This window comes from Methylobacterium sp. 4-46, assembly GCF_000019365.1.
Taxonomy (GTDB): domain Bacteria; phylum Pseudomonadota; class Alphaproteobacteria; order Rhizobiales; family Beijerinckiaceae; genus Methylobacterium.
Window position 1 is genome coordinate 2,408,354 of the sequence record NC_010511.1, and the last position, 16,603, is coordinate 2,424,956.

General features: G+C 71.2%; 17 protein-coding genes. 13 read left to right on the forward strand and 4 right to left on the reverse strand.

The genetic code is table 11. The annotated features are described in order from the left end of the window. Nucleotides 1–138: 138 nt before the first annotated feature. The 8 genes from mdh (at nt 139) to lpdA (ending at nt 10,458) form a co-directional block, all read left to right on the forward strand. Nucleotides 139–1,101 (forward strand): malate dehydrogenase, encoded by a 963-nt coding sequence (gene mdh / locus M446_RS10250; protein WP_012332032.1) that lies wholly within the window; start codon nt 139–141, stop codon nt 1,099–1,101. A gap of 126 nt (nt 1,102–1,227) precedes the next feature. Beyond that, nucleotides 1,228–2,424, forward strand: a complete 1,197-nt coding sequence (gene sucC / locus M446_RS10255; protein ID WP_012332033.1) for an ADP-forming succinate--CoA ligase subunit beta — start codon at nt 1,228–1,230, stop codon at nt 2,422–2,424. Between the two features lie 35 nt (nt 2,425–2,459). Continuing rightward, nucleotides 2,460–3,344 (forward strand): succinate--CoA ligase subunit alpha, encoded by an 885-nt coding sequence (gene sucD, locus M446_RS10260; protein WP_012332034.1) that lies wholly within the window; start codon nt 2,460–2,462, stop codon nt 3,342–3,344. A 200-nt stretch (nt 3,345–3,544) separates the two neighbouring features. Continuing rightward, nucleotides 3,545–6,505, forward strand: coding sequence for a 2-oxoglutarate dehydrogenase E1 component (locus M446_RS10265; RefSeq protein ID WP_012332035.1), 2,961 nt, complete (start codon nt 3,545–3,547; stop codon nt 6,503–6,505). Between the two features lie 19 nt (nt 6,506–6,524). After that, nucleotides 6,525–6,854, forward strand: a complete 330-nt coding sequence (locus M446_RS10270) for a YciI family protein (protein ID WP_012332036.1) — start codon at nt 6,525–6,527, stop codon at nt 6,852–6,854. Nucleotides 6,855–6,886: 32 nt separating this feature from the next. Further along, on the forward strand, nt 6,887–8,143 hold the full coding sequence (gene odhB / locus M446_RS10275) for a 2-oxoglutarate dehydrogenase complex dihydrolipoyllysine-residue succinyltransferase (protein ID WP_012332037.1): 1,257 nt from the start codon (nt 6,887–6,889) through the stop codon (nt 8,141–8,143). Between the two features lie 94 nt (nt 8,144–8,237). After that, complete coding sequence (locus tag M446_RS10280; RefSeq protein WP_012332038.1) at nt 8,238–8,984, forward strand: SDR family oxidoreductase; 747 nt, start codon at nt 8,238–8,240, stop codon at nt 8,982–8,984. A gap of 73 nt (nt 8,985–9,057) precedes the next feature. After that, nucleotides 9,058–10,458 (forward strand): dihydrolipoyl dehydrogenase, encoded by a 1,401-nt coding sequence (gene lpdA, locus M446_RS10285; protein WP_012332039.1) that lies wholly within the window; start codon nt 9,058–9,060, stop codon nt 10,456–10,458. Nucleotides 10,459–10,490: 32 nt separating this feature from the next. Here lpdA and aroB read toward each other — a convergent pair whose 3' ends face one another. Beyond that, on the reverse strand, nt 10,491–11,606 hold the full coding sequence (gene aroB, locus M446_RS10290) for a 3-dehydroquinate synthase (RefSeq protein WP_012332040.1): 1,116 nt from the start codon (nt 11,604–11,606) through the stop codon (nt 10,491–10,493). Continuing rightward, on the reverse strand, nt 11,603–12,208 hold the full coding sequence (locus tag M446_RS10295; RefSeq protein ID WP_012332041.1) for a shikimate kinase: 606 nt from the start codon (nt 12,206–12,208) through the stop codon (nt 11,603–11,605). Before M446_RS10295 ends, aroB begins: the two co-directional genes overlap by 4 nt. Nucleotides 12,209–12,417: 209 nt before the next feature. Between M446_RS10295 and M446_RS10300 the strand changes: the two genes are divergently transcribed. From M446_RS10300 to M446_RS10315, 4 genes are all read left to right on the forward strand, one after another. Next, the gene (locus tag M446_RS10300; protein ID WP_043701076.1) at nt 12,418–12,570 is read left to right on the forward strand and encodes a hypothetical protein; all 153 of its coding nucleotides are present in this window, start codon (nt 12,418–12,420) and stop codon (nt 12,568–12,570) included. After that, entirely contained in the window at nt 12,567–13,496 is a 930-nt protein-coding gene (locus M446_RS10305; RefSeq protein WP_012332042.1) for a site-specific tyrosine recombinase XerD, read from the forward strand. The genes M446_RS10300 and M446_RS10305 overlap by 4 nt, the downstream gene beginning before the upstream one ends. A 122-nt stretch (nt 13,497–13,618) precedes the next feature. Further along, nucleotides 13,619–14,032, forward strand: a complete 414-nt coding sequence (locus M446_RS10310) for an EVE domain-containing protein (protein ID WP_012332043.1) — start codon at nt 13,619–13,621, stop codon at nt 14,030–14,032. Next, nucleotides 14,029–14,427, forward strand: a complete 399-nt coding sequence (locus M446_RS10315) for a hypothetical protein (RefSeq protein WP_012332044.1) — start codon at nt 14,029–14,031, stop codon at nt 14,425–14,427. The genes M446_RS10310 and M446_RS10315 overlap by 4 nt, the downstream gene beginning before the upstream one ends. Here the strand turns inward: M446_RS10315 and M446_RS10320 are convergent. Next, a complete protein-coding gene (locus M446_RS10320; protein ID WP_043702233.1) occupies nt 14,412–14,786 on the reverse strand; it encodes a PRC-barrel domain-containing protein in 375 nt (124 codons plus the stop codon). The two genes, M446_RS10315 and M446_RS10320, sit on opposite strands and share 16 nt — an antisense overlap. 171 nt (nt 14,787–14,957) lie before the next feature. On the opposite strand from M446_RS10320, the gene mepA reads away from it, so the two are divergent. Continuing rightward, nucleotides 14,958–15,893 (forward strand): penicillin-insensitive murein endopeptidase, encoded by a 936-nt coding sequence (gene mepA, locus M446_RS10325; protein ID WP_012332046.1) that lies wholly within the window; start codon nt 14,958–14,960, stop codon nt 15,891–15,893. A 25-nt stretch (nt 15,894–15,918) separates the two neighbouring features. On the opposite strand, the gene msrA is transcribed toward mepA, so the two are convergent. Then, a complete protein-coding gene (gene msrA, locus M446_RS10330; protein WP_012332047.1) occupies nt 15,919–16,584 on the reverse strand; it encodes a peptide-methionine (S)-S-oxide reductase MsrA in 666 nt (221 codons plus the stop codon). Nucleotides 16,585–16,603: the final 19 nt, after the last annotated feature.

Sequence of the window (16,603 nt, forward strand, 5' to 3'; positions counted from 1 at the left end):
GCCCTGCATCTTGCCGGAGGATCGGGTTGTCCGCCCCTGGCTTTTCGGCCAAACAGGCCGCGCCGGCGCGGGGTTCCTCGCGAGGCGGACCCCGGCCCCAGACGGTTCCACCCAAAGCCGCGAAGGATCGGTTCTCACATGGCACGCAAGAAGATCGCGCTGATTGGCGCCGGGCAGATCGGCGGAACCCTCGCGCACCTCGCCGGCCTCAAGGAACTCGGCGACGTCGTTCTGTTCGACATCGCCGACGGCGTGCCGCAGGGCAAGGGCCTCGACATCGCCGAATCCGCTCCCGTGGACGGGTTCGACGCCAAGTACGCGGGCGCGAGCGACTACGCGGCCATCGCGGGCGCCGACGTGGTGATCGTGACGGCCGGCGTGCCGCGCAAGCCGGGCATGAGCCGCGACGACCTCATCGGCATCAACCTGCAGGTGATGGAGAAGGTCGGCGCCGGCATCAGGACCCACGCCCCGAACGCCTTCGTGATCTGCATCACCAACCCGCTCGACGCGATGGTCTGGGCGCTGCAGAAATTCTCCGGCCTCGCCCCCAACAAGATCGTCGGCATGGCGGGCGTGCTCGACTCGGCCCGCTTCCGCCACTTCCTGGCCGAGGAGTTCCAGGTCTCGGTCGAGGACGTCACCGCCTTCGTGCTCGGCGGCCACGGCGACGACATGGTGCCGCTGGTGCGCTACTCGACGGTGGCCGGCGTCCCGCTGCCCGACCTCGTCAAGATGGGCTGGACCACGCAGGAGAAGCTCGACGCCATGGTCGAGCGCACCCGCAAGGGCGGCGGCGAGATCGTCAACCTGCTCAAGACCGGCTCGGCCTTCTACGCGCCGGCGGCCTCGGCCATCGCCATGGCGGAGAGCTACCTCAAGGACAAGAGGCGCGTGCTCCCCTGCGCCGCCTACCTGACCGGCCAGTACGGCATCGACGGCCTGTTCATCGGCGTGCCGATCGTGATCGGCGAGAACGGCGTCGAGCGCGTCGTCGAGGTCGAATTCTCGGCCGAGGAGAAGGCGATGTTCGACAAGTCGGTCGCCTCGGTGAAGGGTCTCGTCGAGGCCTGCAAGGGCATCAACGCGGCCCTGGCCTAGTCGCCCAGGGGGCGAGTGGCGGGCGGCGGATGGCGAAGGGGGCCGCGCGCGGCACCACCGTTCCGCCATCCCTCCGGCCCGCCACGCGCCCTTCGCCATTCGCCACTCGCCTACCCGGAAACGTCCATGAACATCCACGAATACCAAGCCAAGGCGGTGCTGAAGGAGTTCGGCCTGCCGGTCTCCAACGGCAAGGCCATCTTCAAGGCCGCGGAAGCCGAGGCCGCCGCCCGCGAACTCGGCGGGCCGCTCTGGGTGGTCAAGTCCCAGATCCACGCCGGCGGGCGCGGCAAGGGCAAATTCAAGGAGGCCAAGGCCGGCGAGAAGGGCGGCGTGCGCCTCGCCAAGTCGATCGACGAGGTCAAGACCTTCGCCGAGCAGATGCTCGGGCGCACCCTCGTGACGGTGCAGACCGGCGAGGCCGGCAAGCAGGTCAACCGCCTCTACATCGAGGACGGCTCGGACATCGACACCGAGTTCTACCTCTCGATGCTGGTCGACCGCGCGACCGGCCGGGTCGCCTACGTGGTCTCGACCGAGGGCGGCATGGATATCGAGCAGGTCGCCCACGACACGCCCGAGAAGATCGTGACCTTCTCGGTCGATCCGGCGACGGGCGTGATGCCCCATCACGGCCGCGCGGTCGCCAAGGCGCTCGGCCTCTCGGGCCCGCTCGCCAAGGAGGCGGAGGATCTCACCGCCCGGCTCTACCAGGCGTTCACCGCCAAGGACATGAGCATGCTGGAGATCAACCCGCTGATCGTGACCAAGGACGGGCACCTGAAGTGCCTGGACGCCAAGATCTCCTTCGACTCGAACGCCCTCTACCGCCACCCGGAGATCGTGCAGCTGCGCGACACGACCGAGGAGGACGAGAAGGAGATCGAGGCCTCGAAGTACGACCTCGCCTACATCGCGCTCGAGGGCACGATCGGCTGCATGGTCAACGGCGCCGGCCTCGCCATGGCGACGCTCGACATCATCAAGCTCTACGGCGAGGAGCCGGCGAACTTCCTCGACGTCGGCGGCGGCGCCTCCGAGGAGAAGGTGACGGCGGCCTTCAAGATCATCACGGCCGACCCGAACGTGAAGGGGATCCTCGTCAACATCTTCGGCGGGATCATGAAGTGCGACGTGATCGCCAACGGCGTGATCGCGGCCGTCAAGGCGGTGGGCCTGCAGGTGCCCCTGGTGGTGCGCCTCGAAGGCACCAACGTCGAGAAGGGCAAGGAGATCATCCGCTCCTCGGGGCTCAACGTCATCCCGGCGGACGATCTCGACGACGCAGCCCAGAAGATCGTCGCGGCCGTGCGCCAGCGCTGACGCCCGAAGAACGCTAAGCACCGGAGTTCACGTCCGTGTCCATCCTGATCGACAAGAACACCAAGGTGATCTGCCAGGGCTTCACCGGCAAGAACGGCACCTTCCATTCCGAGCAGGCGATCGCCTACGGCACCAAGATGGTCGGCGGCACCAGCCCCGGCAAAGGCGGCTCGACCCATCTCGGGCTGCCGGTCTTCGACACGGTCCAGGAGGCGCGCGAGGCGACCGGCGCCGACGCCTCGGTCGTCTACGTGCCGCCGCCGGGCGCCGCGGACGCGATCTGCGAGGCGATCCAGGCCGAGATCCCGCTCATCGTCTGCATCACCGAGGGCATTCCCGTCCTCGACATGGTGCGGGTGAAGCGGGCCCTGGAGGGCTCGAAGTCGCGCCTCGTCGGCCCGAACTGCCCCGGCATCGTCACGGCGGGCGAGTCGAAGATCGGCATCATGCCGGCCAACATCTTCAAGCCCGGCTCGGTCGGCATCGTGTCGCGTTCCGGCACGCTCACCTACGAGGCGGTGTTCCAGACCTCGAACGAGGGCCTGGGCCAGACCACGGCGGTCGGCATCGGCGGCGACCCGGTCAAGGGCACCGAGTTCATCGACATGCTGGAGTTGTTCCTCGCGGACGAGAAGACCGAGTCGATCGTGATGATCGGCGAGATCGGCGGCTCGGCCGAGGAGGAGGCGGCCCAGTTCATCCGGGACGAGGCCAAGCGCGGGCGCAAGAAGCCGATGGTGGGTTTCATCGCCGGCCGCACCGCGCCCCCGGGCCGCCGCATGGGCCATGCCGGCGCGATCATCTCGGGCGGCAAGGGCGGCGCCGAGGACAAGATCGCCGCCATGGAGGAGGCCGGCATCCGCGTCTCCCCGTCGCCGGCCCGCCTCGGCAAGACCCTGGTCGACGTGCTCAAGGGCTGAGTTCAGCCCGAGATTGATGCGTCCCGCGCATGGCTGAGCCCCGCGCGGGGCGTCTTTCCGGATCCCATATCGGGGCTCCTCCCGGGCGGCAGCGCTCCCGAGGGGCCGCACGCCCCGAGAGGCCCCGAGGGACCCCAACCGGCTGCTCGCCCGCTCCCCCCGGAGCCCGACCGAGCCCAAACCGCGGGTAGACCAACGCCATGGCACGCCAGGACGCGAACGAAACCCTTCTCGGCACCTCGTTCCTCTACGGGGCGAACGCCGCCTACATCGAGGACCTCTACGCGGCCTACACGAAGGATCCGAACTCCGTCGATCCGGAGTGGCGGAGCTTCTTCGCCGGCCTGAAGGAGGAGAAGGCCATCGTCGTCAAGAACGCCGAGGGGGCGTCCTGGACGAAGCCGAACTGGCCGGTCGCCGCCAACGGCGAGCTGGTCTCGGCCCTCGACGGCAACTGGTCGACCCTGGAGAAGGCGGTCGGCGACAAGATCAAGTCCCGCGCCGAGGCCAAGGGCGCGCCGATTGCACCGGCCGACGTGCAGCAGGCGACCAAGGATTCCGTGCGCGCGATCATGCTGATCCGCGCCTACCGCATGCGCGGCCACCTGCACGCCAAGCTCGACCCGCTCGGCCTGCAGCTGCGCGGCGACCACGAGGAGCTGCACCCGCAGCATTACGGGTTCACGGACGCCGATTACGACCGGCCGATCTTCCTCGACAACGTGCTGGGCCTCGAATTCTCGACGATCCGCGAGATCGTCGCGATCCTGCGGCGCACCTACTGCCAGACGCTCGGCGTCGAGTTCATGCACATCTCCGACCCCGAGGAGAAGGCCTGGATCCAGGAGCGCATCGAGGGCAAGGACAAGGAGATCTCCTTCACCGAGCAGGGCAGGCGGGCCATCCTCAACAAGCTCATCGAGGCGGAGGGCTTCGAGAAGTTCCTCGACCTCAAGTACACGGGCACCAAGCGCTTCGGCCTCGACGGCTCCGAGGCGATGGTCCCGGCGCTGGAGCAGATCATCAAGCGCGGCGGCGCGCTCGGCGTGAAGGAGATCGTGGTCGGCATGGCCCATCGCGGCCGGCTGAACGTGCTCGCCAACGTGATGAGCAAGCCGTTCCGGGCGATCTTCCACGAGTTCAAGGGCGGCTCGGCCTCGCCGGAGGAGGTCGAGGGGTCGGGCGACGTGAAGTACCACCTCGGCGCGTCGAGCGACCGCAGCTTCGACGGCAACGGCGTCCACCTGTCGCTCACCGCCAACCCGTCGCACCTGGAGATCGTCGATCCGGTCGTGCTCGGCAAGGTCCGCGCCAAGCAGGACCAGCACAACGACGCGCCCGACCAGCGCACCTCGGTGCTGCCGCTCCTCATCCACGGCGACGCCGCCTTCGCGGGCCAGGGCGTGGTGGCGGAGTGCCTCGGCCTCTCGGGGCTGAAGGGCCACCGCACCGGCGGCTCGATCCACTTCATCATCAACAACCAGATCGGCTTCACCACCGATCCGCGCTTCTCGCGCTCCTCGCCCTATCCGTCCGACGTCGCCAAGATGGTCGAGGCGCCGATCTTCCACTGCAACGGCGACGACCCCGAGGCCGTGGTCTTCGCCGCCAAGGTCGCGACCGAGTACCGGCAGAAGTTCCACAAGCCGGTGGTCATCGACATGCTGTGCTACCGCCGCTTCGGCCACAACGAGGGCGACGAGCCGGCGTTCACGCAGCCGAAGATGTACAAGATCATCCGCAAGCACCCCTCGACGCTGGAGATCTACGGCAAGCGGCTGGTCGAGGCCGGGGCCGTCAAGGAGGCGGACCTCGAAGCCCGCAAGTCCGAGTTCCGGTCGACGCTCGACAGCGAGTTCGACGTCGCCAACGCCTACAAGGCCAACAAGGCGGATTGGCTCGACGGCCGCTGGTCGGGCCTGAAGTCGGTGCGCGAGGACGAGGACGACCCGCGCCGCGGCCGCACCGGCGTGCCGGCCGAGACCCTGCGCGAGATCGCCCGCCAGATCACCAAGGTCCCGGCGAATTTCCGCCTCCACCGCACGATCCAGCGCTTCCTCGACAACCGCGCCAAGGCGATCGAGACCGGAGAGGGGCTCGACTGGGCGACCGCCGAGGCCCTCGCCTACGGCTCGCTGCTGACCGAGCATCACCGGGTCCGGCTCTCCGGCCAGGACGTGGAGCGCGGCACCTTCTCGCAGCGCCACTCGGTGCTGATCGACCAGGAGACCGAGGAGCGCTACACGCCCCTCAACCACATCCGCGAGGGGCAGGCCCGCTACGAGGTCATCAACTCGATGCTCTCGGAGGAGGCGGTGCTCGGCTTCGAGTACGGCTACTCGCTCGCCGAGCCCAACGCCCTGGTACTGTGGGAGGCGCAGTTCGGCGACTTCGCCAACGGCGCGCAGGTCGTGATCGACCAGTTCATCTCCAGCGGCGAGCGCAAGTGGCTGCGCATGTCGGGTCTCGTGATGCTGCTGCCGCACGGCTACGAGGGCCAGGGGCCGGAGCATTCCTCGGCCCGGCTGGAGCGCTACCTGCAGCTCTGCGCCGAGGACAACATGCAGGTCGCCAACTGCACGACGCCCTCGAACTACTTCCACATCCTGCGCCGGCAGCTGAAGCGCGACTTCCGCAAGCCGCTCGTGCTGATGACCCCGAAGTCGCTCCTGCGCCACAAGCGCGCGGTGTCGCGGCTCGACGAACTCACCGAGGGGTCGAGCTTCCACCGGGTGCTCTGGGACGATGCCGAGAAGACGCCGGACGGCATCAGGCTCGTCAAGGACGACAAGATCCGTCGCGTCGTGCTCTGCTCGGGCAAGGTCTACTACGACCTGTTCGAGGAGCGCGAGAAGCGGGGCATCAACGACGTCTACCTGATGCGCGTCGAGCAGCTCTACCCGTTCCCGCTGAAGTCGCTGGCCGGGGAGGTGTCGCGCTTCCGCAACGCCGAGGTGATCTGGTGTCAGGAGGAGCCCAAGAACATGGGCGCCTGGACCTTCGTCGAGCCCTATCTCGAGTGGGTCCTCAACCAGGCGGGCGTGGCCTCGAAGCGGCCGCGCTACGTCGGGCGCCCGGCCTCGGCCTCGACGGCGGTCGGCCTGATGTCGAAGCACATGGCTCAGCTCCAGGCCTTCCTCAACGAGGCCCTGGCGGTCTGACCCTCCGAGGGCTCGCGCGATGGCGTATTTCTTCTGCCGGCTGATCGCGCCCCGCGCGACGTTCCCGGCCGACATGACGCCGGAGGAGGGCGCCGCCATGCGGGCCCACGCCGCCCATTGGCGCGCCCTCGCGGAAGAGGGGAGGGCGGTCGCCTTCGGTCCCGTCCTCGACCCCGCGGGCGCCTGGGGCCTCGGCCTCCTCTGCGTCGCGGATGCGCAGGAGGCGCGCGCCGTCACCGAGGCCGACCCGGTCGTGGCGGCCGGGCTCGGCTTCCGCACCGTGATCCACCCGATGCCGCAGCTCAGCCTCGGGCGCGCTGCGGCGCCCCACCCCGCACCCGCTGTCTGAAAGAGGAGGCGCCCCGTCCGGGGCGCGATGCCATGGCCACCGAAATCCGCGTCCCGACCCTGGGCGAGTCCGTGAACGAGGCCACGATCGGCCGCTGGTTCAAGAAGCCGGGCGACACCGTGAAGGCCGACGAGCCGCTGGTCGAGCTCGAGACCGACAAGGTGACGCTCGAGGTCAACGCCCCGGCCGCCGGCAAGCTCGGCGACATCGTCGCCAAGGACGGCGAGACCGTCGAGCCCGGCGCGCTCCTCGGCTCGATCGTCGAGGGCGCCGGCAACGGCGCGGCCGAGGCCGCCCCCGCCCCGAAGGCGGCCCCGGCGCCCGCCGCGGCCCCGGCCCAGACCTCCTCGGCCTCCTACGGCAGCCACGGCGACGCCGCCCCCCCCGGCGCCCGCGCCGCCCAGGACCACGGCCCGGCGGTGGCCCGCCTCGCCCAGGAGACCGGCGTCGACCCCGCCTCCCTGCAGGGCAGCGGCAAGGACGGCCGCGTGACCAAGGGCGACATGCTGGCGGCGGCCTCCGGCGCCGCGGCCCCGGCCCCGGCGCCCCTGCCGCAGGTCGCCCGCGCCCCCTCGGCGCCCGACGACGCCGCGCGCGAGGAGCGCGTGCGGATGACCAAGCTGCGCCAGACCATCGCCCGCCGGCTCAAGGACGCGCAGAACATCGCCGCCATGCTGACGACGTTCAACGACGTCGACATGAGCGCCGTCATGGCCCTGCGCCAGCAGTACAAGGACGTCTTCGAGAAGAAGCACGGCACCAAGCTCGGCTTCATGGGCTTCTTCACCAAGGCGGTGATCCAGGCCCTGAAGGACGTGCCGGCCGTGAACGCCGAGATCGACGGTCAGGATATCGTCTACAAGAACTACTACCACATCGGCATCGCGGTCGGGACCGACAAGGGCCTGGTCGTGCCGGTGGTGCGCGACGCCGACAACCTGTCGATCGCCGGCATCGAGAAGACGATCGCGAATTTCGGCCGCAAGGCGCGCGACGGCAAGCTCTCGATCGACGAGATGCAGGGCGGCACCTTCACGATCACCAATGGCGGCATCTACGGCTCGCTGATGTCGACGCCGATCCTGAACGCGCCGCAATCGGGCATCCTCGGCATGCACCGCATCGAGGAGCGGCCGGTGGTGCGCGGCGGCAAGATCGAGGCGCGGCCGATGATGTACCTCGCCCTGTCCTACGATCACCGGATCGTCGACGGGAAGGAGGCCGTGACCTTCCTGGTGCGGGTCAAGGAGGCACTGGAGGATCCGGCGCGGCTCGTGCTCGACCTCTGATCGGAACCAGCGGCGCGACGGCGAACCCCTCCCCGGCCGGGAGGGGATCCCGCGCCCGGCCGCGGCCGGAGGCGGGGAGGCGGAAGGACCGGGCATGATGGACAAGGTGTTGGTCGTCACCGGAGGCAGCCGCGGGATCGGGCGGGCGGTGTCCCTGCTCGCCGCGCGGCGCGGCTGGGCCGTCTGCCTCTCCTACGTGGCGAACGCGGAGGCGGCGGACGCGGTCGTGCGCGAGATCGAGGCGTCCGGCGGCCGGGCGCTCGCGGTGCGCAGCGACGTCGCGGTCGAGGCGGAGGTGGCCGCCCTGTTCGAGGCGGCGGACCGGCTCGGGCCCCTCGGCGGGCTCGTCAACAACGCGGGCGTCGTCGACCACCCGGCCCGCGTCGAGGACATGACGGCCGCCCGCCTGACCCGGATGATGGCGACGAACGTCGTCGGCTCCTTCCTCTGCGCCGCCCAGGCCGTGCGGCGGATGTCGACCAAGCGCGGCGGGCGGGGCGGCGCCATCGTCAACCTGTCCTCGGTGGCGGCGCGCCTCGGCGCCCCCCACCAGTACGTCGATTACGCGGCCTCGAAGGGCGCCATCGACACCTTCACGACCGGCCTCGCGGTCGAGGTCGCCGAGGAGGGGATCCGCGTCAACGCGGTGGCGCCGGGGCTGATCGACACCGAGATCCACGCCAGCGGCGGGCAGCCGGACCGGGCCCATCGCCTCGCCCCCTCGGTGCCGATGCGGCGCGTCGGCACGGCGGAGGAGATCGCCGCGCCGATCCTCTGGCTGCTCTCCGACGAGGCCTCCTACACGACCGGCACCATCGTCACGGTCTCGGGCGGCCGCTGAATCCTCCCCTCCTTCCTCCGATGCCGGCCCGGCGCCCCCACGGCGCCGCCGGCCCACTTGCGGGTTCTCGACCATGTCCTACGATCTCGTCGTCATCGGCACCGGCCCCGGCGGCTACGTCTGCGCCCTCCGCGCGGCGCAGCTCGGCCTCAAGACCGCCGTGGTGGAGAAGCGGGCGGCCCACGGCGGCACCTGCCTGAACGTCGGCTGCATCCCGTCCAAGGCGCTGCTCCACGCCTCCGAGGCCTTCGAGGAGACGACGAAGCACCTGCCGGTGCTCGGCATCACGGTCGGCCAGCCGCAGCTCGACCTCGCCCGGATGATGGCCTTCAAGCAGGAGGGCGTGGACGGCAACACCAAGGGCGTCGCCTACCTGCTCAAGAAGAACGGGGTCGAGAGCTTCCAGGGCGTCGGGCGCCTCGCCGGGGCGGGCCGGGTCGAGGTGCGCTCCGAGGACGGCGGCAACCACCTGCTGGAGACCCGGAACATCGTCATCGCCACCGGCTCGGACGTGGCGAACCTGCCGGGCGTGACCATCGACGAGGAGGTGGTGGTCTCCTCGACGGGCGCCCTCGACCTCAAGGCGGTGCCGGAGAGGCTCCTGATCATCGGGGCGGGCGTGATCGGCCTCGAACTCGGCTCGGTCTGGCGCCGCCTCGGCTCGCAGGTGACGGTGGTCGAGTATCTCGACCGCATCCTGCCCGGCATGGACGGGGAGGTCGGCAAGCAGTTCCAGCGCATCCTGGAGAAGCAGGGCGTGACGTTCCGCCTCTCCTCGAAGGTGACCGGGGTCGAGCGCACCAACGCGGGCGCCAAGGTCACGGTGGAGCCGGCGGCCGGCGGCGCGGCCGAGGCCCTGGAGGCCGACGTGGTCCTGGTGGCGATCGGCCGCGTGCCCTACACGGCCGGCCTCGGCCTCGACACGGTCGGCGTGCAGGTCGACAACAAGGGCCGCATCCTCACCGACAACCACTACGCCACGAACGTCACCGGCATCTACGCGATCGGCGACGTGATCGCCGGGCCGATGCTGGCCCACAAGGCGGAGGACGAGGGCGTCGCGGTGGCGGAGATCCTCGCCGGCAAGGCGGGCCACGTGAATTACGGCGTGATCCCGAACGTGGTCTACACCACGCCGGAGGTCGCCTCGGTCGGCAAGTCCGAGGAGGAGCTCAAGACGGACGGGATCGCCTACAAGACCGGCAAGTTCCCCTTCACGGCCAACGGCCGCGCCAAGGTCAACCACACCACGGACGGGTTCGTGAAGGTGCTGGCCGACGCCAAGACCGACCGGGTCCTCGGCGTGCACATCGTCGGGCCGGAGGCGGGCAACCTGATCATGGAGGTGGCCGTGGCGATGGAGTTCGGCGCCTCCTCGGAGGACATCGCCCGCACCTGCCACGCGCACCCGACCCTCACCGAGGCGGTGAAGGAGGCGGCCCTCGCCGTGGAGAAGCGCGCCCTGCACATGTGATCCGGGATCCGGTTGATCAACCGGATCCCGGATCAGCCCCTCATCTCCTCCGCCAGGAAGTCCCGCACACGCTCCGGGTCGATGCCGGGCGCGATGAAGCTCTGGCCGATCCCCCGGGCCAGGATGAAGGTCAGGGCGCCGTCGCGCACCTTCTTGTCCTGACGCATGGCGTCGAGCAGCTCCTCGGCCGTGCCGCAGCCGCCCGGCACCTGCCGCAGGGTGGTCGGCAGGCCCGCGAGGGCGAGGTGGTTGGCCACCCGCCCCGCATCCTGGCCCGGGCAGAGGCCGAGCCGGGCCGAGAACCGGAAGGCCAGCGCGAGGCCGATCGCCACCGCCTCGCCGTGGACGAGCCGGGCCGAGTCGTAGCGGGTCAGGCGCTCGAGGGCGTGCCCGAAGGTGTGGCCGAGATTCAGGAGCGCCCGCTCCCCGTCCTCGCGCTCGTCGCGCACCACGACGCCGGCCTTGGCCCGGCAGCAGGAGGCCACCGCCTCGTCCCGGGCCGGCCCGCCGGCGAAGATCTCGGCGAAATGCGCCTCGCACCAGCCGAAAAAGCCCGGGTCGTCGATCAGCCCGTACTTGGCAACCTCGGCGTAGCCCGCCCGCATCTCGCGGGGCGAGAGCGTGTCGAGGGCGGCGGTGTCGGCGAGGACCAGGCTCGGCTGGTGGAAGGCGCCGATCAGGTTCTTGCCGTGGGGCGAGTTGATCCCGGTCTTGCCGCCGACCGAGGAATCGACCTGGGCGAGCAGCGTCGTCGGTGCCTGCACGAAGCGCACGCCCCGCCGCAGGACCGCCGCCGCGAAGCCCGCGAGGTCGCCCACCACCCCGCCGCCGAGCGCCAGGACGAGGTCGCCCCGCTCGATCCGGTGGGTGAGGAGCGCGTCGCACACCTGCGTGAAGCAGGGAAAGCTCTTCGAGCCCTCGCCCGGCGGCACCGTGATCAGCACGGCGCGCAGGCCCGCCTCCCGCAGGGAGGCCAGCACCGCCTCCCCGTAGAGGCCGGCCACGGTGGCGTCGCTCACCACCGCCACGGCCCGGGCGCCCAGGTCGGCGCAGTGGCGCCCGACCGCGGCCAGGAGGCCGCGGCCGACCAGGATGTCGTAGGCGCGCCCGCCGTCGAGGGGCACGCGGACCGTGCGGGGGGCGCTCATTGGGCGGCGACGCTCCGGAGCGAGGGATCGCCCTGGAAATGGGTGTCGAGGGCTTCGAGCACGTCCTGCACCACCCGGTCGTGCGAGACGTCCCGGGACAGCACCACCACGTCGGCGCTGCCGTAGACGGGGTGGCGGAGGTCCATGAGGCGGCGCATGGTTCCTTCGGGATCCTCGTTCTGCAGGAGAGGCCGGCCCGGCCGCTTGCGCACCCGCCGCATCAGCACGTCGAGTTCCGCCTTCAGCCAGACCGAGACGCCGGCCTCCGCGATGCGGCGGCGCGTCTCGGGGCGCATGAAGGCGCCGCCACCGGTCGCCAGCACCATCGGCCCGTCGCGCAGCAGGCGCGCGATCACCCGCTCCTCGCCGTCGCGGAAGCTCGTCTCGCCGTAGATCGCGAAGATGTCCGCGATGGTGAGGCCCGCCGCCGCCTCGATCTCGTGGTCGGCGTCCATGAAGATCATGCCGAGCCGCCCGGCCAGCCGCCGGCCGACCGTGCTCTTGCCGGCTCCCATCAATCCGACGAGGACGATCGAGCGCTGCCCGAGCCCGCGGCGCACGCGGGCCTCGATCGTCTCGTCCGGGGAGGATGGCTCAATCATGCGGCGTTCTTAGCGTGTTTTGCGGGCGGCGGGAAACGCGGGACATTGCCGGTTCGGGCAGGGGCGCAACAGGCGCCGCGTTTCCACCGCGGCCCACAGGAGGGTCCCCTTGCCACCGGCCCCGGTGCATGGTCGAACCGTGCCGCACTGCAACCGCAAAGACGCGTCACGCCGCGCCGACATCCGAACCCCAGCGAGGCCCGCCCGACGTGCCGACCCTCTTCCGCTTCCTGGCCATCGCGGCGATCCTGGCCGGGCTCGTGTTCGCGGCCTTGTTCGCGCTCGCCACCTTCGTCGAGCCGACGCCCCGGGAGATCACCGTGACGATCCCGAGTTCGAAGCTCCAGCCCGCGAACCGATGAGCCGGGCGGCGGAGCGGCGCGCGGGGCTGATGCAGCCCTATCTCGACATGCTGGCGGCCGAGCGCGGCGCCTCGGCGAACACCCTGGCCGCCTACCGGCGCGACCTCGACGACTACCTCGCCCACTTGGCGGCGGAGGGGCTCGATCCCGCCTCGGTGGCGCCGGCGGGCGTGCGCGCCTACGTGGCGGACCTCGCCGCGCGCGGCCTGAAACCCTCCTCGGCGGCGCGGCGCCTCTCCTGCATCCGCGGCTTCCACCGCTTCCTCTACGCGGAGGGCCACGCGCCGAGCGACCCGACCGCCCCGGTCTCGGGGCCGAAACGGGGCAGGGCGCTGCCGAAGGTGCTGTCGGTGGCGGAGGTCGACACTCTGCTCGCCGTCGCCAAGGAGGCGGTCGCGCGGGCGCCGAATCCCGGCGAGGCGGCCCGGGCGCAGCGCCTGCTCTGCCTGCTCGAACTCCTCTACGCCACGGGCCTGCGCGTGTCCGAGCTGGTCTCGCTGCCGCGGGCGGCGGCCCTGACCAAGGAGCGCTTCCTGGTGGTGCGCGGCAAGGGCGGGCGCGAGCGGCTGGTGCCGCTCACCGACATCGCCCGCGCCGCGATGGCCGCCCATCTCGCGCACCTCGCCGTTCCGGGGCCCTGGCTGTTCCCCGCCGACAGCGAGAGCGGCCACCTCACCCGGCAGGCCTTCGCCCGCGACCTCAAGGCGGTGGCGGGGGCGGCCGGGATCCGGGCCGACCGGATCAGCCCCCACGTCCTGCGCCACGCCTTCGCGAGCCACCTGCTCCAGAACGGCGCCGACCTGCGCGTCGTGCAGGAGCTGCTCGGCCATGCCGACATCTCCACGACGCAGATCTACACCCACATCCTCGACGAGCGCCTGAAGAGCATGGTGCGCGACCTCCACCCGCTGGCGGACGAGCGATAGGGCCGCGGGCGCCGGTCGCGCCCGCATCCGCGCCGGAAGGCGGGCTTGCCTGCGCGCCGCGTTCCGGCGAGGGACGTCGCGTCGGGCGCGCCCGCACCCCGAACGCAAGGAGATCCGCCGCGATGCCGCATTGGCTCTTCAAGTCCGAGCCGTCCACGTGGTCGTGGGACCAGCAGGAGGCGGCCGGGGAGGCGGGCACGTTCTGGAACGGCGTGCGCAACCACCTCGCCAAGAAGCACCTGCAGGCCATGCGGACCGGCGAGCAGGGCTTCTTCTACCATTCCAACGAGGGCAAGGCGGTGGTCGGCCTCGTCGAGGTGATCCGTCCCTACTACCCGGACCACACCGACGAGAGCGGCAAGTTCGGAATGGTGGACGTCAGGGCGGTGGCGCGCCTGCCCCGGCCGGTCACCCTCGATGCGATCAAGGCCGAGCCGCGCTTGAAGGACATGGTCCTCGTCAACAATTCCCGCCTGTCGGTGCAGCCGGTGACGGAGGAGGAATGGGCGGTGATCCGCGCCATGGGGGGATTGTGAGGCTTTGCCCGGCGCGGCCCGCACCGCGAGCCCGGCCCGCCCGCCGGCCGCGCGGCGCCGTCCTGGGCGGCCTCCTCCTCGCGCCCGCCCTCGCGGCGGCGTCCCTCGCGGCGGAGCGCGGCCGGCCGGCGGTGCACAAACCCGCACCGCCGATCCTCACCTGCGCGGCGCTCGCCAACCTGCGCATGCTCCTGCGCGAGGCGAACGGCGATCACGCCGCCGCCGCGGCCCGGTTCGCCGACCCGAGGGCGGATCATCTCGGCTGCGCCATGACGCCCGCCGACCGCGTCGAGGGGGTGGCCGACCGGGTCACGATCGGCGGCGCCCCCTATCGCTGCCTCAAGGTCAAGGACAGCAGCCTCTGCCGCTGGGCCGAGAATCAGGACGTCCAGTAGGGATGCGCGTTGTAGTAGCGGTGGACGTGCTCCTCCCAGGTCCGGTCGAAGGACGGGTCCTGCCCCTCGGCGGTGCGCTGGGGCGCGTTGCGCAGCTGGTCCTCGGAGACCTCGATCTCGTAGGCGTCGAGCTCCGGGTTGAAGCGCAGGGCCCCCCAGGGCACGGTGTAGTAGCCCTCGCCGAGGCCCAGGAAGCCGCCGAAGCTCATCACCGCGTAGGCGACGCGGCCGCTCCTCTTCTCGATCATCAGGCGCTCGATGCGGCCGAGGCTGTCGCCGTTCGGGCGGCGCACCGCCGTGCCCTCGACCCGGTCGCTGGCGATCAGCGCGCTGGTCTCGTTGGTGCTGGTGCTGCCCATGTCGGAGCGGTCGCCGACGGTCGGCGCTTCGGTGGTCATCGGGATCCTCCAAGGTCCGGTCCGGGTGCCCGAGCAACGCCGCGCGCGCGGCGCGCGTTCCGGCCCGCCCCATCGCCCTCGGGGGTTTCCCGGGAGGTTTCGTTGCCGTCCGGCCCGGTCTAGCGTTCGGCCATGCCGATTCGCTCGCTCGTCCTCGCCCTCCCGCTCCTCGTCGCGCCCCTCCTGGCTCTGGCGCCGCCCGCCGGCGCCCAGGACCGCGGCACGCTCGACCCGAAGCCGCTGCCGCCGCTCGCCAACCCGGACGATCCTCAGACCCCCGCCAAGGCCCTGTTCGGGCGCGCCACCACGCCCGCGAGCCTGCCGGCGCAGGCGATCGGCTCCTACGCCCGCGGCTGCGTCGCGGGTGCCGAGGCGCTGCCCACCAACGGCCCGACCTGGCAGGTGATGCGCCTGTCGCGCAACCGGAACTGGGGGCACCCCGTCCTGGTCGCCTTCCTGGAGCGGATCGCCAGCAAGGCGCCCGGCCGGGCGGGCTGGCCGGGCCTCCTCGTCGGGGACATGTCGCAGCCCAGGGGCGGGCCGATGCTGACCGGCCACGCCTCCCACCAACTCGGCCTCGATGCCGATGTCTGGCTCACCCCGATGCCGGACCGCACCCTGAGCCGGGCCGAGCGGGAGGAGATCTCGGCGACGAACGTGGTGCGGGCCGACCGGCGCGACATCGACCCGGCGGTCTGGCGGCCGGAGCACGGGCGGCTGATCAGGATGGTGGCCGAGCAGCCCGAGGTCGCCCGGATCTTCGTGAACCCGGCGATCAAGCTCGCGCTCTGCCGCGAGGCGGGATCGGAGCGGCGCTGGCTCACCAAGGTGCGGCCGATGTACGGCCACAACTACCACTTCCATATCCGGCTCGAATGCCCCTCGGGCGACCATGCCTGCAAGGACCAGGAGCCGCCGCCCTCCGGCGACGGCTGCGGGGCGGAACTCGATTACTGGTTCAGCGACGCGGTGCTGAACCCCAAGCCCGGCCCAAAGGGCAAGCCGAAGCCCCCGATGACCATGGCGGCCCTGCCGGAGGCCTGCCGCGGGGTGCTGAAGGCGAAGTGATCCGGCGGCCGGGCGGCGGACCGCCCTACTCGGCGGCGCTGCGCACGCCGGTGCCGACCGGGCAGGCGACGCCGGTGCCGCCGAGCCCGCAATAGCCCGCCGGGTTCTTGGCGAGGTATTGCTGGTGGTAGGCCTCGGCGAAGTAGAAGGGGCCGGGGTCGCGGATCTCGGTAGTGATCGACCCGAATCCCTTCGCCCTCAGCGCCTGCGCGTAGGCGTCGCGGGAGGCCTCCGCCTCGGCCCGGCGCTCCGGGTCGGAGACGTAGAGGCCCGAGCGGTACTGGGTGCCGACATCGTTGCCCTGGCGCATGCCCTGGGTCGGGTCGTGGCTCTCCCAGAAGGTCCTGAGGAGCTGCCCGAACGGCAGCACGGCCGGGTCGTAGGCGACGAGCACGACCTCGTTGTGGCCGGTGAGCCCGGTGCAGACCTCCTCGTAGGTCGGGTTCGGGGTCGTGCCGGCGGCGTAGCCCACGGCGGTCACCCAGATCCCGTCGCCGAGCTGCCAGAACTTGCGCTCCGCGCCCCAGAAGCAGCCGAGGCCGAAGAGCGCCGTCTCGATCCCCTCCGGGTAGGGCCCCTTCAGGGCCCGCCCGTTGACGAAATGGCGCTCGGCGGTCGGAAGCGGCGTCGGGCGGCCCGGCAGGATCTGGTCGGGCGCCGGCATCTCGGCGCGCTTGCGGAAGAACAGCATCGGCTCGCTCCGTGTCGAA

Excerpts from the sequence above, each read along its gene's own strand:
- msrA (WP_012332047.1), bottom strand. The coding sequence starts at position 16,584 with ATGCTGTTCTTCCGCAAGCGCGCCGAGATGCCGGCGCCCGACCAGATC.
- M446_RS10320 (WP_043702233.1), bottom strand. The coding sequence starts at position 14,786 with ATGGGCAGCACCAGCACCAACGAGACCAGCGCGCTGATCGCCAGCGAC.
- mepA (WP_012332046.1), top strand. The coding sequence starts at position 14,958 with ATGCCGATTCGCTCGCTCGTCCTCGCCCTCCCGCTCCTCGTCGCGCCC.
- M446_RS10280 (WP_012332038.1), top strand. The coding sequence starts at position 8,238 with ATGATGGACAAGGTGTTGGTCGTCACCGGAGGCAGCCGCGGGATCGGG.
- lpdA (WP_012332039.1), top strand. The coding sequence starts at position 9,058 with ATGTCCTACGATCTCGTCGTCATCGGCACCGGCCCCGGCGGCTACGTC.
- aroB (WP_012332040.1), bottom strand. The coding sequence starts at position 11,606 with ATGAGCGCCCCCCGCACGGTCCGCGTGCCCCTCGACGGCGGGCGCGCC.
- M446_RS10310 (WP_012332043.1), top strand. The coding sequence starts at position 13,619 with ATGCCGCATTGGCTCTTCAAGTCCGAGCCGTCCACGTGGTCGTGGGAC.
- M446_RS10295 (WP_012332041.1), bottom strand. The coding sequence starts at position 12,208 with ATGATTGAGCCATCCTCCCCGGACGAGACGATCGAGGCCCGCGTGCGC.
- M446_RS10265 (WP_012332035.1), top strand. The coding sequence starts at position 3,545 with ATGGCACGCCAGGACGCGAACGAAACCCTTCTCGGCACCTCGTTCCTC.
- M446_RS10305 (WP_012332042.1), top strand. The coding sequence starts at position 12,567 with ATGAGCCGGGCGGCGGAGCGGCGCGCGGGGCTGATGCAGCCCTATCTC.
- mdh (WP_012332032.1), top strand. The coding sequence starts at position 139 with ATGGCACGCAAGAAGATCGCGCTGATTGGCGCCGGGCAGATCGGCGGA.
- odhB (WP_012332037.1), top strand. The coding sequence starts at position 6,887 with ATGGCCACCGAAATCCGCGTCCCGACCCTGGGCGAGTCCGTGAACGAG.
- M446_RS10270 (WP_012332036.1), top strand. The coding sequence starts at position 6,525 with ATGGCGTATTTCTTCTGCCGGCTGATCGCGCCCCGCGCGACGTTCCCG.
- sucC (WP_012332033.1), top strand. The coding sequence starts at position 1,228 with ATGAACATCCACGAATACCAAGCCAAGGCGGTGCTGAAGGAGTTCGGC.